This window comes from Myxococcus llanfairpwllgwyngyllgogerychwyrndrobwllllantysiliogogogochensis, from assembly GCF_006636215.1.
Classification (GTDB): Bacteria; Myxococcota; Myxococcia; order Myxococcales; family Myxococcaceae; genus Myxococcus; species Myxococcus llanfairpwllgwyngyllgogerychwyrndrobwllllantysiliogogogochensis.
Map to the genome: position 1 here is coordinate 13,977 of NZ_VIFM01000139.1, position 15,295 is coordinate 29,271.

General features: G+C 70.0%; 13 protein-coding genes and 1 pseudogene. 8 read left to right on the top strand and 6 right to left on the bottom strand.

Going from position 1 to position 15,295, the window contains the following annotated elements:
* Positions 1-9 precede the first annotated feature (9 nt).
* From FJV41_RS29060 to FJV41_RS29080, 5 genes are all read left to right on the top strand, one after another.
* The gene (locus FJV41_RS29060; RefSeq protein WP_141645828.1) at positions 10-1,461 is read left to right on the top strand and encodes a tetratricopeptide repeat protein; all 1,452 of its coding nucleotides are present in this window, start codon (positions 10-12) and stop codon (positions 1,459-1,461) included.
* Positions 1,462-1,504: 43 nt separating this feature from the next.
* Positions 1,505-1,888 (top strand): carboxypeptidase-like regulatory domain-containing protein, encoded by a 384-nt coding sequence (locus tag FJV41_RS29065; RefSeq protein WP_141645829.1) that lies wholly within the window; start codon positions 1,505-1,507, stop codon positions 1,886-1,888.
* 270 nt (positions 1,889-2,158) lie between these two features.
* A complete protein-coding gene (gene rnhB / locus FJV41_RS29070) occupies positions 2,159-3,040 on the top strand; it encodes a ribonuclease HII (protein WP_141645830.1) in 882 nt (293 codons plus the stop codon).
* Complete coding sequence (locus tag FJV41_RS29075; protein WP_141645831.1) at positions 3,037-3,672, top strand: hypothetical protein; 636 nt, start codon at positions 3,037-3,039, stop codon at positions 3,670-3,672. Before rnhB ends, FJV41_RS29075 begins: the two co-directional genes overlap by 4 nt.
* A 62-nt stretch (positions 3,673-3,734) precedes the next feature.
* A complete protein-coding gene (locus FJV41_RS29080; protein WP_141645832.1) occupies positions 3,735-4,364 on the top strand; it encodes a histidine phosphatase family protein in 630 nt (209 codons plus the stop codon).
* Between the two features lie 400 nt (positions 4,365-4,764).
* On the opposite strand, the gene FJV41_RS29085 is transcribed toward FJV41_RS29080, so the two are convergent.
* The 3 genes from FJV41_RS29085 to FJV41_RS29095 form a co-directional block, all read right to left on the bottom strand.
* On the bottom strand, positions 4,765-6,120 hold the full coding sequence (locus tag FJV41_RS29085; protein ID WP_141645833.1) for an aminotransferase class I/II-fold pyridoxal phosphate-dependent enzyme: 1,356 nt from the start codon (positions 6,118-6,120) through the stop codon (positions 4,765-4,767).
* A gap of 288 nt (positions 6,121-6,408) precedes the next feature.
* The gene (gene acs / locus FJV41_RS29090) at positions 6,409-8,364 is read right to left on the bottom strand and encodes an acetate--CoA ligase (RefSeq protein ID WP_141645834.1); all 1,956 of its coding nucleotides are present in this window, start codon (positions 8,362-8,364) and stop codon (positions 6,409-6,411) included.
* Between the two features lie 67 nt (positions 8,365-8,431).
* Positions 8,432-8,911, bottom strand: a complete 480-nt coding sequence (locus tag FJV41_RS29095; RefSeq protein ID WP_246137486.1) for a hypothetical protein — start codon at positions 8,909-8,911, stop codon at positions 8,432-8,434.
* Between the two features lie 69 nt (positions 8,912-8,980).
* On the opposite strand from FJV41_RS29095, the gene FJV41_RS29100 reads away from it, so the two are divergent.
* The 3 genes from FJV41_RS29100 to FJV41_RS29110 all read left to right on the top strand — a co-directional run bounded on the left by FJV41_RS29100 (position 8,981) and on the right by FJV41_RS29110 (position 12,317).
* Positions 8,981-9,403 (top strand): NUDIX domain-containing protein, encoded by a 423-nt coding sequence (locus tag FJV41_RS29100; protein WP_141645835.1) that lies wholly within the window; start codon positions 8,981-8,983, stop codon positions 9,401-9,403.
* A gap of 16 nt (positions 9,404-9,419) precedes the next feature.
* Positions 9,420-11,525, top strand: coding sequence for a site-2 protease family protein (locus FJV41_RS29105; protein WP_141645836.1), 2,106 nt, complete (start codon positions 9,420-9,422; stop codon positions 11,523-11,525).
* A 114-nt stretch (positions 11,526-11,639) separates the two neighbouring features.
* Positions 11,640-12,317, top strand: a complete 678-nt coding sequence (locus FJV41_RS29110) for a hypothetical protein (protein ID WP_141645837.1) — start codon at positions 11,640-11,642, stop codon at positions 12,315-12,317.
* 254 nt (positions 12,318-12,571) lie between these two features.
* Here the strand turns inward: FJV41_RS29110 and moaD are convergent, their stop codons facing one another.
* From moaD to FJV41_RS29125, 3 genes and pseudogenes are all read right to left on the bottom strand, one after another.
* The gene (moaD, locus tag FJV41_RS54670) at positions 12,572-13,246 is read right to left on the bottom strand and encodes a molybdopterin converting factor subunit 1 (protein WP_141645838.1); all 675 of its coding nucleotides are present in this window, start codon (positions 13,244-13,246) and stop codon (positions 12,572-12,574) included.
* On the bottom strand, positions 13,243-15,102 hold the full coding sequence (locus FJV41_RS29120; RefSeq protein WP_141645839.1) for a PKD domain-containing protein: 1,860 nt from the start codon (positions 15,100-15,102) through the stop codon (positions 13,243-13,245). The genes moaD and FJV41_RS29120 overlap by 4 nt, the downstream gene beginning before the upstream one ends.
* 6 nt (positions 15,103-15,108) lie before the next feature.
* A pseudogene (locus FJV41_RS29125) lies at positions 15,109-15,295 on the bottom strand (MXAN_2562 family outer membrane beta-barrel protein); the annotation flags it as partial.

Sequence of the window (15,295 nt, forward strand, 5' to 3'; positions counted from 1 at the left end):
GCCGGGAAGATGCCTCCCACCACCGCGGCCGCCTGTCAGCGTCACCCCAAGGCCCTCGCCGGCTGGCGCTGCCAGTCCTGTGGCGCGGCGCTGTGCCCCGAGTGCGCCGTGGGGCGCCGGGTCCAGACGGTGGAGCTGGTCGCCTGCGGACCGTGCGGCGGCGACGCGCAGGTCCTCGGAATCCACCGGGGCGCGGTGCCGCTGTCCCACCGGCTGAAGAAGGCCTGGCGCTACCCCTTCTCCGCCGCGGGATTCCAGTTGCTGGTGGCGCTGAGCCTGTTCCTCGCGACGGTGGCCTGGTTCGCGGAGATGTCGTTCCTGTTGATGCGGGCCCCGCTCATCGCCCTCTATGGCGGCCTGTTCTGGGCGACGTTCTTCGGCCTCGTCCAGGAGTCCGCGCGCGGCGACACGTCGCTGGACATCCCGGACTTCAGCGACATCTTCCGCGACGCCATCGTCCCGGGCCTGCGCGGGCTGATGGTCTTCGTGCTCGCGGCCCTGCCGGCGCTCGCCTACGGGTATCTGACCCATACCGGCGCCCATGCGAAGCTGGATGCCTTCGCCTGGTTCATCCAGTGGGAGCTGCCGCCCGACCTGCTCAAGGACCCGGTGCTCTGGGCCCTGCTGCTCCTGGGGGGCCTGTGGCTGCCCATGGGGCTCTTGCTCGCCGCGACGGGTCAGCCGCCGTGGCACATGCTCGACCCACGCCTCGTGCTCCGGCTGGCCCGGGGCCTGGGCTCCGACTACCTGCTGACCACCTTCGTGCTCGCGCTGCTGGTGCTCCTCCAGGCCGTGGCCCACGGGGTGGCCGCGGGGCTGCGCGCGCTGGACCTGGTCATCATCTCCCGCGTCCTGGCGGAGTGCGTCACGCTGGTGGTGCCCTTCCTCGCGGCGCACGTGCTGGGCCTGCTCCTGTACGTCCGGGGAGACCAGGTGGGCTACGGCGAGGCGCGGGACTACCTGGAGCCGGTGCTGGGAAACACCCGGCCGCTGAAGGATGCACCGTCGCTCCACTCGACAGGGCTCTTGACGGAGCACGTCACGGAAGCGGCGTCTCCTGGAGGGGAAGCCGGGGCGAGCCAGGCGAGCGCCACCGAGCAGCTCTCCGCCCTGGCGACGGCCGTGGGGGGGCGCGACGTACCCCGGGCCCTGGAGCTGTATGCCGCGCTGGAGCAACTCCCCGCCTCGCGTGTGCCCGCCGAGCACCACCTGTTCATCGGACAGGCCGCGGCCGTGGAAGGAAACTTCCCACTGGCGGTAGCGGCGCTGGAGCGCGCGGCGGATGTGGCACCGGATGCGCCCACCGCGCCCCGGGCCCTGGTGCTGTTGGCGCGCGTGCTGGGCGAACGGATGAACGAGATGGCCCGCGCGGAGGAAGTCTACCAGTACGTGCTGCACCGCTACCCGGACACCAGCGCGGCGCGCTACGCGGGCGAGCGCACCAGACTCACTTCCGACTGAGTCAGGCATTGCCGAGCGGAGGGACAAGCATCACCTTCAGCACATGATTCGGGCGCGCGGACTCTCCTGGCTCATCGGCCTCGGCTTGCTTTCGGGATGTGATGACGCACCTCGCATGGAGCGCGGCATCGACGACTGTGAGGCGACGCTGATGGCGTTGCGCGTGGAGGTCGTCTCGGCGGAGGGAGCCCGGGTGCGCGGCGCCACCGTCACCGCCACCAACCTCACCTCCAACGAGAGCATCTCCGGCGTCACCGACAGCGACGGCGTCACCACCGCCGTCAACGAGCGGCTCGCCCCCAGCCCGGTGCGAGTGGTGGCCACCGCCGGCGCCAAGGTGTCCCCTGCCTCCCGCGTCGAATGGGTGTGTGACACCTGCAACTGCGTACCCGAGCCGGCCGCATTGACGCTGGAGTTGAGTCCGTAGGAACTCATCTGGCCTCCAACTTCTCCGGGGTTCGCTAGGATTTCCTCGCGAGAATGCACCAGGGAGGTTGAATTGAGCCGGCCGCCTGCGGTACGGCTGTCAGCATGCGTCAGACCCGCATGCCCGCCTCCTCGCGTCACATCCCCGTCCTCGGAGCCACCCACCAGTCGGGCGCTCCCGTGTGTACGGCGGTGGGGACGTGTTGTGGTGGGCACCGCGTTCCCTCATCGGGGAGTCCTACCGTTCCGGTAGTCGCTCGGGTCCGCAAGCATGTCCATCGATAGCCGGGAACAGTGGCTTCAGTGCGCCCTCGGTGAGCTGACCGAGCGCTTCGTCACCCAGGCGAACCCCGTCCCGAACGGACTGTTGGAGGCGCTCGACGCGGATCCGCGACGAGGCGCCCAGGCGCTCGCCCGGCGCATCCGCTCCCGTCAGGAGAAGAACCGCTCCGAGGGCCAGCGGCTGCGCCACCTGCTGCGCTTCGAGACGGAGCTGTGGGAGCAGGGGCACACGCATGTGGCGGGCGTGGACGAGGCGGGCATGGCACCGCTGGCCGGCCCCGTCGTCGCGGCCGCGGCCGTGCTGCCCAGGAGCTACCGGCTCAAGGGGCTGGACGACTCGAAGAAGGTGCTCGACGCGCAGAAGCGCGAGGCGCTGGCGGTCGCCATCAAGCGCGACGCGGTGGCCTGGGCGGTGGGCCACGCGGAGGTGGAGGAGATCGACCGCCTCAACATCTACCACGCGGGGTTGCTCGCCATGCGCCGCGCGGTGGAAGGCCTGGGGCTCAAGCCGGACTACGTGCTGGTGGACGCGCGGACGATTCCGCAGTGCCCCTCGCCCCAGCGCGGAATCATCAAGGGCGACACGCTCTCCATGAGCATCGCCGCGGCCTCCATCCTGGCCAAGACGACGCGCGACAAGCTGATGGCGGAGCTGGACGCGCGCTACCCGGGCTATGGGCTGGCGGACCACAAGGGTTACCCGACGGCGCGCCATGTCCAGGCGCTCAAGGAGAAGGGGGTCCTGCCCATCCACCGGCGCAGCTTCGGTCCGGTGAGAGAGGTGTTGGGACTGGTGGCTTCTCCTGAAACTTCCCCCGTGCAGGCGGAGCTGTTCTCCGTCGTGCCGTCTCCGACGAGGAGAGAGTCATGAGCACGGACCGAGACATCGACGGCTGGCTGTCGGACCGCGGAATCACGCTGACGGACGCGCGGGTGCGCGCTCGCGCGGTGCTGGAGGATGCGGGCCTCACGCGTCCCGGCAAGCTGCGGATGAGTGAGCCCAAGCTGCACAAGGCGGCGGAGGTGCTCGAGGGGCGCTTCTTCCCCGTGTGCGCGGATGGCGCGTGCCTCAAGGTGGCGCAGGCCAGTGGCCGCGAGCCGCTGCGGGTGGAGCCGCGCAGCCACTGCGCGCGCTGCGGAGGTTCGGCCAACCACCGGGCGGAGGTCGCCTTCGTGGAGACGTGCAACCGCCTGGGCGTGCGCAAGGTCGTGGTGGTGGGCGGTTCTCCAGCGGTGCGCGAGGAGCTGGAGTCGAAGCTTGGCCACCACATCGACCTGCGCATGGTGGACGGCACCGAGCGGCGCACGTCGGACCGGGCGCGGAGTGATTTGGAGTGGGCGGACCTGGTTCTGGTGTGGGGCGCCACGGAGCTGCACCACAAGGTGAGCGGGCACTACACCCATGGAGGCCCGGCCTACAGCCGCAAGGTCGTCCACGTGGTGCGCCGGGGCGTGGCGGCGCTGCTGGAGGAAGGCATGACGCACATGGAGCGGGCACGCTGAGCCGCTGACACGTCACGCACGGAGTCCTTGCCCTGCCCGGGGCCTGTCGTCAGGCTTCGGGCATGAAGACCGAGCTCATCCTGCTGCGGCACGGCGAGACGGAGTGGAACGCCCTGGGGCTGCTCCAGGGCCACCGGGACAGCCCCTTGAGCGCCGAGGGGCTGCGTCAGGCGGACGCGCTCGCGGCGCGGCTGTCCACCCTCTCCTTCAGCGCGCTGTACAGCAGCGACCTGGGTCGGGCGATGCAGACCGCCCAGCGCATCGCCGCGAGGACGGGCCATCCGGTCCACTCGGACGCGCGGCTGAGGGAGCGCGGGCTGGGGATCCTCGAGGGACTCACCCGCGAGGAGGCGAGTCGCCAGCATCCAGAGATTTTCGGCGAGTACGCCACCAACGCGCCGGACTTCGTCGTCCCGGGAGGCGAGAGCACGTCCCAGCGCCTGGGGCACGCGGTGGAGTGCCTGGGTGAAGTGGGCAGCCGCCACCCCGGGGAGCGCGTCGTCGTCGTCACCCACGGGGGCGTGCTGAGCAGCTTCTTCCGACACAGCCTGGGGATTCCGCCGAGCACGCCGCGTGCGTTCTCGGTGCTCAACGCGTGCTGGAACCAGTTCGACTATCACCAGGGCGCGTTCCGGCTGGTGACGTGGGGCGACATCACGCACCTGCGCGACGACAGCCTCGACGACACCTGATCGGCACAGTCGGCTTCGCCGGGACTCGTGAAGCCGATTGGAGTGACCGCGGCGACAGCGCGAGGCTCAGACCTCGGCGCGAGGCTCAGACCTCGGCGCGAGGCTCAGACCTCGGCGCGAGGCTCAGACCTCGGCGCGAGCACCTGACTTGGCACTTGCCCGGCTCGGCGCAAGCATCAGACTTCGACGCGCGCCCGACTCGACGCGCGCGGCTCAGACCTCGGCGCGCTTGCCCGACTCGACGCGCGCGGCTCAGACCTCGACGCGCGCCCGACTCGACGCGCGCGGCTCAGATCTCGACGCGCGCCCGACTCGACGGGCGCGGCTCAGACCTCGGCGCGCGCCCGACTCGACGCGCGCGGCTCAGACCTCGGCGCGCGCCCGACTCGACGCGCGCGGCTCAGACCTCGGCGCGCTTGCCTGACTCGGCGCGCGCGACCCGTAACGGGCTCGGCTGCGGGGCCTCGAGCATGGTCCGGGCCTCTTCGACGGCGTTGAGCACCACCTCGGCGCCTTGCTTCATCTGCGCCACCGTGTGCGACGACATCACCTGCATGCGGAAGCGCGACTCGCGGATGCGCACCGCCGGGTACTCCACCAGGTTGGGGAACACGCCGCGCTCGAACACCAGCTTCGATGCCACGCGCGCCACCTTCGGGTCCCCCAGCGGCACCGGCACCACGTTCGACGGCTCCCCCAGACACTTCACTCCGCGCTCGGCGAACGCGGCGCGCAACGCGAGGATGTTCTCCATCGCCCGAGCGCGCAGCATGTCACCCTCCTCCGAGCGGACGATGCGCAGCGACTCCAGCGCCACCGCGGCCTGCACGGGCACCAGCGCATTGGAGAAGATGTGCGGCCCACCCATGACGCGGACGAACTGGCGCACCGCCGCCGAACGCGTCGCCACGAAGCCGCCATTGGACGAGAACGTCTTGGAGAAGGAGCCCACCACCAGGTCCACCTTCCCCAGCAGGTTCTGCGCCCCCAGGCTGCCCGTGCCCTTGGGCCCCAGCGCGCCCAGGTCGTGCGCCACGTCGACCAGCAGCGTCGCGCCGAACTCGTGACAGATGGTCTGCAGCTCCTCGATGCGAGGAATGTCCGAGTCCATGGAGAACAGGCCCTCGGTGACGACGAGGATGCCGTTGGCCGCGTCGCTCGCGCGCAGCTCCTGGAGCTTGCGGCGCATCGCGCGGTTGTTCAGGTGCGGTACGCGGCTCACCTTCTGCGTCGCCGCGTTCGCTCCTTGCTGCAGGCTCGCGTGGGACAGCGCGTCCAGCACCACGTGGTCCTCGGGACGCACCAGCCCGGCGATGGCACCGAAGCCCGCGCCCCACCCCGTCGCGAACAGCGCCACGTACGGCATCTCCAGGTGCTCGGCGAGCGCCTGCTCCAACTTGAGTGACGGCGCCGTGTTCCCCCCGAACATCCCGGAGCCCGCGCTGTGCACGCCGAAGTCACGAATGGCCCGGTGCGCCGCCTCCACCACCGACGGATGCGTGGACAGCGCCAGGTAGTCCTGCGAACCGAAGTTCAAACCCTGCCGCGCAACTCCCGTCTCGCTGCGCACGGCGCACTCGGCCATGGGCGCCCCGTCCAGGCTCCGCGAATACGGCCACAACCCGGTCTGCCGCCGCGACTCCTGCCACTCGAAGAACGCCTCCGTGCGGCCCAGCAAGTCGGGCCCCGTGGGGTTCGTGTAGTTGGCGATGAAATGGGTGAACAGCGGCGAGTCGAGCTGATCGCGGAGATTCATGAACACATCCGAGGGGGAGGGTAAACGACGCTGGAAACAAGACCCGGGGCGTCGCGCTCGGGGGGGTGAGCGCGGCCTCTAATGCCCCTGTAATCTTCCAGTGTCAACAACTCCTCAACACCTGAATATTTCGGATTGTTAGCGCAGACCGACCGTCACACGTAGGGTGAAACCCAGTTGCAGTTCCGACCTGAGTGGTTTCACGTAGAGCACCCGAGCCACCACGTCCCACGGGGGCGAAGGCAGGGGGCCTGATTCAACGCTCCCCTGCCCTGCCTCGGGGTATGGCTATTCGTCGTTCTGCTGGAGCGCCGCGAGGACGTTGAGGTCCTCCAGCGTGGTGGTGTCCTGCGAGGACTGCTTTCCGGCGGCGACGTCGCGCAGCAGGCGGCGCATGATTTTTCCGGAGCGCGTCTTGGGCAGGGCCTCCGCGAAGCGAATCTCATCCGGCCGGGCAATCGCGCCAATCTCCTTGGAGACGTGCTGGGCCAGCTCCTTCTTGAGCTCGGGGGACGGGGCGTGGCCCTGCTTGAGCGTGACGAAGGCCACCAGCGCGGTGCCCTTCAAGTCGTCGGGGCGACCCACCACGGCGGCCTCGGACACACGGGGGTGCGAGACGAGGGCGCTCTCCACCTCGGCGGTGCCCAGGCGGTGGCCCGCCACGTTGACGACGTCATCCACGCGGCCCATCAACCAGAAGTAGCCGTCCGCGTCGGTGCGCGCGCCGTCGCCGGTGAAGTACTTGCCGGGCAGCTCGCTGAAGTACGTGCGCACGTAGCGCTCCGGGTCGCCGTACACGGTGCGCAGCATGGAGGGCCACGGCTGGGTGACGAAGAGCAGACCGCCCTGCCCCTTCGGCACCGCGTTGCCCTGACGGTCCAAAATCTCCGCGTGGATGCCGGGCAGGGGCAGCGTGGCGGAGCCCGGTTTGGTGGGCGTGGCCCCGGGCAACGGCGAAATCATGATGGAGCCCGTCTCCGTCTGCCACCAGGTGTCCACGACGGGGCAGCGCCCGCCGCCAATGACCTCGCGGTACCACATCCACGCCTCGGGATTGATGGGCTCCCCCACGCTGCCCAGCAGGCGCAGCGAGGACAGGTCCTTCTTGCGCGGGTGCTCCTCGCCCAGGCGCATGAAGGCGCGGATGGCGGTGGGCGCGGTGTAGAGGATGGTGGCCTTGTAGCGCTCGATGATGTCCCAGAACCGGTCCGGCGCCGGGTGCGTGGGCGCGCCCTCGTAGATGACCGTCGTCGCGCCGTTCATCAGCGGTCCGTAGACGACGTAGCTGTGCCCCGTCACCCAGCCCACGTCGGCGGTGCACCAGTAGACGTCGTCCTCGCGCAAGTCGAACACCCAGCGCGTGGTGAGCGACGCCATGACCGAGTAGCCCGCGGTGGTGTGCAGCACGCCCTTGGGCTTTCCGGTGGAGCCTGAGGTGTAGAGGATGAACAGCGGGTGCTCGCTCTCCACCCACTCCGGCTCGCACGTGTCGGACTGGTCCTTCACCAGCGCGTCCCACGCCAGGAGCTTCGAGTCGTTCAGCGCCAGCGAGTCGCCCGTGCGCCGCAGCACCACCACCTTCTCCACGGTGGTCATGGTCTTCAGCGCGGCTTCCACGTTCTTGAGCAGCGGCACCACCGCGCCCTTGCGCCAGCCGCCGTCCGCGGTGAGCACCACCTTGGCGCCCGCGTCGTTCATGCGCTCCTGGAGTGCTTCCGTGGAGAAGCCGCCGAACACCACCGAGTGCACCGCGCCGATGCGCGCGCACGCCAGCATCGCCACCGCGGCCTCGGGCACCATGGGCAGGTAGATGCCCACGCGGTCGCCCTTCTTGATGCCCAGCGACTTGAGGCCGTTCGCCAGCCGGTTCACCTGCGTGGACAGCTCTCCGTAGGTGATGCTGCGGCGGTCTCCGGGCTCGCCCTCGAAGAGGATGGCCGGCTTGTCGCGGCGCGTGGCGAGGTGCCGGTCCAGGCAGTTGTAGGCCAGATTGGTGCGTCCCTCGACGAACCACCGCGCGTGCGGCGGCTTCCATTCGAGCACCGTCTGGAAGGGCTCCTTCCAGTACAGCTCCTCGCGGGCGCGGTCTCCCCAGTACTTGTCCGGGTTCCTGGCGGCCTCGTCCCACAGGCGCTGGTAGTCCTCCATGCTCTTCAAGAGAGCGCGTTGGGAGAACGCCTGGGGCGGTGGGAAGACGCGGGCCTCGGTCAGGACCGAGACAATCTCTTGGTGCGTTTCAGCCATGGGCTCCTCCACGGAGTGGGCGACAACCCCTCTGTTCTAGGAACCCGCGAGGCCAGGCTCAAGCGCGCTATTCGCAGCGCTTCGCTTCCTTGACGGCTTCAAAACGCATCCACAGCTCGCAGGCGCAGTCCGTCGGACGCTGATCGGTCTGGTAGCGCACCCGCATCACCCCATCGAAGCGCGTCCCGCACTGCGTCGTGGCGTCGATGTGGATGTTGGCCTCGTCGAGCAGACACTCCTGCCCTCGCACCATGGCGGAGGCATTCACGATGGTGCCGTCGATGGAGAAGTCGTCTCCCTCGGCGAGGAAGTAGCCGATGAGCTGCGTGTCGAGCAGCCCGAAGTCCAGGCGGACGACGCGCCCGGTGACCTGGAGGGTGCCGTGGAACTGGTCCTGGTTGGCGGGGTAGAGACCGCACTCGTCGCGGAAGACCTCCACGGGAGTGAACTGGTAGTCACCGGGGTCCTGGTTGAAGGGCAGACAGCCCGACATGGCGCTCACGAGGAGGGCGGGGACAAGCAGGCGGAAGCGTCTCACGGTGGACACGGTGCGCACCATACTCCACGGACGCATCGAGTGCAGTGCGGACGTGACGGTCGGGGTAGACTGGGGGCCATGCCCGAATACCGCAACCCCAAGCCCACCGTGGACTGCATCATCGAGCTTCCCGGCGGACGCATCGTCCTCATCCGCCGAGCGAATCCGCCCATCGGGTGGGCGCTGCCGGGCGGGTTCGTGGACGAGGGTGAGCCGCTGGACGCGGCGGCCATTCGCGAGGTGAAGGAGGAGACGGGGCTCGACGTGAAGCTGGTGGAGCAGTTCTTCACGTACTCGGACCCGAAGAGGGACCCTCGCCAACACACGCTGTCCACGGTGTACATCGGCACCTCGGAGGGCGCTCCCCAGGGCTCGGACGACGCGGCGGAGGCGCGCACCTTCGCGCTGGACGCGCTGCCGTCCGACTTGTGCTTCGACCACGGAACCATCCTCTCCGACTACCTGGCCTACAAGCGGACCGGGCAGCGGCGGAAGCTGTAGGGCACGGCCTTCCGGGATGCACTACGCGCTCGTCCTGCTCGCCCTGGGGGCGCTGTTGGCCCTGCACGAGTTGGGGCACCTCGTCGCCGCGCGGCTGCTCGGCGTGCGGGTGCCTCGCTTCGTCTTCGGGTTCGGCCCTCCGATGGCGTCCTTCCGGTTGGGAGGGACGCAGTTCGTCGTGGGCGCGGTGCCCCTGGGCGCCACTGTGCATATCCAGGGGATGAATCCGCACCGCGCTGACGCGGCGGAGGCCGTCAGTTTCCGGGCCATGGGGCCGGTGCGGCGCGCGCTCATCATCCTGGCGGGGCCGCTGGCCAACTACCTCTTCGCGTTGGGCGTCCTCTTCGCGCTGTATACGTCGGGCACGCACGTGGTGGTGCCGCTGACGGTGGGCACGGTGCGGCCCGGCTCGGAGGCGGCGCGGGCACAACTGCTTCCGGGAGACCGCATCGACACGGTGGATGGGCAGCCGCTGCGCACCTGGACGGAGTTCGTGGAGAAGGTGGCGGTGGGGGTGGGCCGCACGCTGGAGCTGCGGGTGAATCGGCACGGCGAGACGCGCGTGGTGAGCGTGCGTCCCCGCGCGGATGAGCGGGGCGAGGGCCGCATCGGCGTGAGCCAACAGTACGTCTACCGCTCGCATGCGCCGGGCGAGGCGCTGGGCCATGCGTTCGTCCACACGATGAACCTCGCGTCGGAGGGTGGGACGATGCTCCTGCGGCTGGTGCGAGGTGGCCAGCCCCATGGAGGACCGACGGGGCCCGGCGCGCTGGTGCGGCAGGAGTCGTCGGACGCGGCGTCTTCGGGTGTGGACTCGGTGCTGCGGGCCTTGGTGGCCGCGTCGATGGCGTTGGCGTTGCTGACGCTGTTGCCGGTTCCCGGGTTGGATGGTGGGCGGGTGTTGTTGCTGATGATTGAAGTGGCGAGCGGTCGCAAGCTGCCGCCGCGCGTGGAGACCGTGGCGCAGACGGTGGGCTTCCTCGCGATTTCGGTGGTCATCGTCGCGGTGGCGGCGGCCGAGATTCGGGGTGCGCTTCCCGAGCGATTCAGGTGGGGGGCGCAGACGGCAACGGGGACTCCCGCGACACCTGGAACGGGAATGCCCACGGTCGCCGGCTCGACGCCTCCGTCGGGTCCAGGTGGACCGACTGCTCCTCCTGTTGCTGGAGCCAGTGGGCCCGTGGCGCCTGCGACGGGTCCCGTGCCTCCGGCTACCGGTGCAGGTGGGGCGATTGCTCCTGCTGTCGCGGGAGCCGGTGGGATTGTGGCGCCCACTGGTACCGGGGAAGGTGGAGCCATTGCTCCTGCTGTCGCGGGAGCCGGTGGGACTGTGGCGCCTGCGGGTACTGGAACAGGTGGAGCGATTACACCTGCTATCGCGGGAGCCGGTGGAACTGTGGCGCCTGCTGGTACCGGGACAGGTGGAGCGATTGCTCCCGCTGTCACTGGCAACGGTGGAACCGTGGCGCCTGCTGGTACTGGGACAGGTGGAGCGATTGCGCCTGCTGTCGCTGGAACCGGTGTGACTGCGGCGCCTGCGGGTACCGGGACAGCCGGAACAACTGCACCTGCTATCTCGGGAGCCGGTGGGACTGTGATGCCCGCTGGTACTGGTGCGGGTGGAGCAGGTGCTCCTGCTGTCACTGGAAACGGTGGGCCCGCAGCGCCTGTTGGCACCGGAGCGAGTGGAACGATTCCGCCTGCCGCAGCGGGAAAGAGCGGCTCAGCACCACCTGCTGCAAATGGAAGCAACGGGACTGCGGCACCTGTTGGCACCGGAGCGAGTGGAACGGTTCCGCCTGCCGCCACAGGAACGAGTGGTTCAACACCTCCTGCTGTCGCTGGAACCGGTGGGCCCCTGTCACCTGCTGTCACCGGCACAGGTGGAACGAGCGCGCCGGGTATCGCGGGAACGGGTGGACCGAAGGCGCCTCCTGTCTCGGGAACGGCAGGTCAAGTGCCGCCCACTGGCACTGGAGCAGGTGCACCGAGTGCATCCGCCAGAAACGGGCCGAGCGCCCCCACCACCGCTGTCCCCGTTGGACCCACCGAACCCGCGAAGAACGGGCCGAACACACCGGGCCCCACCTCGCCAGCTGGGCCGAGTACACCCTCGAGGTGATTTGCCCGGGGGAACCCCTGCCCTCCCTTGGTTGTCGGGTAGGCGGGCGGACGTTTCGTGTCCACCGGTGGGCTTCCGCGCCCGATGACGCGGCCGAGAGGCAGCAGGACGCATATGCTTGTACGCGAGATGAGCACCAAGGCGGACGGCGGGCTGTATTTCGAGCTGTACTGGGGCGAGAACCTCGCGGATGCCTGGAGCTACGGGCCCGAGCAGGCGAAGGTGCATGCCGCGCCCGATGAAAAGGCACCCCTGCCCCTCTACGGCTTCACGCTGCCAGAGGAGCCCTTCCTCATGGCCGAGCGCACCGGACGCGGCTGGCGCATCCACCTGCCGCCCAACGTCCATGTGGAGCACAAGGCACGCGGCGACGCCTTCACCTCCGTCCCAGCCAATCAGCTCGTGAAGGACCAGGGCCGGACCTCCGTGGCCCTCGCGGACGGAATGACGCTGCGGCTGACGGAAGGCCAGCTCTCGCTGCTCGTCCAGGGCTCCGTCGTGAAGGAGCGCGTCGGTCCCCTCCAGTGGAAGGACATGGGCTGGCTGCTCATCGTCGGTCTGCTCTTCCTGAGCCTTCCGGTGGGCTTCCTGCTCGCGGGCCCCACGCCACAACGCGCGGCCGAATCCAACGCACGCGCGCTGCAACTGGCGGCCGACAAGGAAGCCGCGCGTCGCAAGCAGATGGGCTTGGACACGCCCATGCGGCCCATCACCGATGCGGAGCGCTCGCAGCAGCAGACCGATGGAGGCCCGGAGGAGGTCCACATCCCCGCGACCTTCCGCTCGCGCTGAGGCCTCCATGCGCGCGGACGGGCCCGGGCCCCCGCGCGGCCCGAGCCTGAGTCGAGGACCCCGCCGCTTCGACACCCGAGACAACAGCCGCAACAACCTGCTCTACGCGGTGCTCTCGCTGGGAGAGTTCCACAACAACCATCACCACCGCGCGGGCCGGGTCCGTCAGGGCGTCGCGTGGTGGGAAGTGGACCTGGTGTACCTCGTGCTGCGCGGGCTCGAGCAGCTGGGACTCATCTGGGACCTGTGCGGCGTCACGGCCCCAGCCCGACCCAGACCTCGCCGTCCTCGAAGAACTCCTTCTTCCAGATGGGCACGTCCTGCTTGAGTCGTTCGATGGCGTGCTCGCAACCCCGAAACGCCTCCTTGCGATGCGGGGCCGCGGCGGCGATGACCACCGCCAGCTCTCCGGGCACCAGCGTGCCCACGCGGTGGACAATTGCCAGCCGCACGCCCGGCCACAGCGCCGTGGCCTCGGCCCCAATCTCCGCCAGCTTCTTCTCCGCCATGGGCGCGTAGGCCTCGTACTCCAGCCGCAGCACGCGACGTCCCTTCGTCTGGTTGCGCACCGAGCCGCTGAACGTCACCAGCCCGCCGTACGCCTCGCCGCCCACCGCCTCCACCACGTCCTCCAACCGCAGCGGACGGTCCACCACCTGGAACAACCCAGGCGAGCCACCCGCCACCGGAGGAATCAACGCCACCTCGGCGCCCTGTCGCACCGGTGCCTCGGCGCTCACGAACTCCTGGTCCACCGCCACCCGCAGGTGCGGCAGCAACGGCTCCAACCCCGGGTGCGCCGTCGCGAGCAACCGGAGCACGTCTCGCACCGTCGCGCCGTCGGGAACGTCCAGCGACTCACGCGCCCGTCCCGTCCGCTCACGAGCGGCGGCGAAGTACAGCACAGTGACGGCGCCACCCGCGCTCACTGCCAACCTCGCCCCGTCCGAGCATCCTCGCGAAGCCGCAGGCTTCCCTTGAGCCGGGCGCCCCCTTCGGCGAGCGAGAAGTCCAGGAAGGCCGAGTCCAGCGGAGTGACACCCTCCATCACCGCCTTGACGAGCGCCTGGGCCGACGCGAGCCGCTCCGCCGACACTCCGGGCACCGACTCCTGCGCCTCCAGGTCCGCGCGAAGCTGGCCCAGGTCCGCCATCACCGACATGTGCCCGGCGCCAAACGTCTCGCCCCCGAAGCGCTCGCGCAGCGCGCGCCCCACGTCGCCGCGCGGCCGGCCGTCCAGCGACTCTCCCGCGACGAGCGTGGCCCGCTCCGGCCCCACCTTGAGCTGCACCGGATAGCCCCACATCAGGGTCCGGTAGAGCTTGCCTCCCGGGACTTTCTCCGCGCTGAAGCGCAGCGACGTGCCCTGCAGCCGCGCATCGAGCAGCCGCAGCACCGGCTCCGCGGACGTAAGCCCCGCGTCGATCAGCACCGTGCCCTTGGGCTCCGGCCGCTGCTTCTGCACGAAGCCTCGCAGGAACCCGGGCGCATCGAAGTACACCAGCATGGCCACGTCGCCGCGCAGCGCCTTCAGCAGCGCCTCTGCGTCCAGCCCCCGCGCGCGCCAGCGCTCCACGGTGCGCTCCCGGTGCGGTGAGCCCGGAGCACCGAACGCCAGCTTCGCCAACTCCTCGGGCGGCACGGAGAGCTGCGCGGCCGCCACCGGCCCCAGCGCGCTGTCCGCCAGCAACGCCGACGCGGGAGCATCCGCCCCCTGTAGCAGCGGCCGAGTGGACGACAGGAACCCATCCAACACCAGCCGCTCCGGCTGCACCGTCAGCGACGCGAAGAACCCGCGAACCGGCCCCGCCTCCTCCGCGTCCTCGGCCCGCTGCAACGCGCCCGAGTACAGGTAGACATTGCCTTCGGCCACCTTCGGCCGCAGCTCCGTCAGCAGCGCGGACTCGGAGAGCCCCTCACCGGACAGCCCCAGCACCGCGCGGCGCGCCACCTCGACATCGCCCACCACCGCCGGCGCCTCCTCCTGAGCCAGCACCTCCACGGGCTCGCCCTCCCCAGGCACCACGTCCTCGTCCGCCGCGTCCGGAATCGCGAGGTACAGATAGCCCCGGTCGACAAACAGCAGCATCGGCTCGCCGGAGTCCAGGGGCGTCACGCGCATGGCGCCATCCTCCGTGGCGGTCACCTGGTGGCCCACCGCCTCCAGCTCCTTCGCCACCGCCGCGAGCGCCGCGTCGGGCTCCGTCACGCCCAGCAGCGCCACCACGCCGTCGAACCCGGGCAGCAGGAACAGGCCAAAGCCCTCCTCCGGGTCCACGACACTCGCGCCACTCGTCAGGCTGTTCAGCACGAGCGACACCAGCGGAGCCTCCCGCAGCACCTGCTCGGCCTCATCGGGACCGACGAGCCGCTCGTAGAAGTCCACCAGCGGCTCCACGTTGCCCTGAAGCCTGGGCACCCACAGCAGCGACCGCGCATCCGAGGGCACCGCGCGCAGCAACGGGCGCGGCACCACCGTGAGTCGCACGCTGCCGACCTCCTGGCCCTCATGCAGCGCGCGAACGGTGAACGTGCCCGCGCGGGCGAAGGCATGCGACAGCCGGGAGCCCGTCCGTGAAGGCGTCCCGTCGCCGGGCTCCCAGGTGAGGGCCTGCGCCCCCGCCTCGCCCGAGCCCAGCTCCACGGGAACGCCCGCCTCCACCGTGCGGTCCGCGCCCAGGTCCGCCCGGACGACGCGCCGGCAGCCGGAGGCCCAGGGCCCCACGGCGACCATCAAGAGAAAGTGCGCGACGAACGAGCGGGAGGAGCGCGGAAAAAGCGGCATCCGCCGCTAATAGTCCAGCGCGAGTCCGAACATCCAGCGCCGGCTGGAGAGCACGAAGCCCGGCTTGCCGAAATTGTCCACATCCGCGTAGGTGTACTCGGCGAACAGGTAGCTGTGGTTGATGCCCAGCCCCGAGTCGAAGTCGCGCGCGAAGCGCGGCTGCAGCACGTCCAGCAGGAAGGCCACCCCGCCC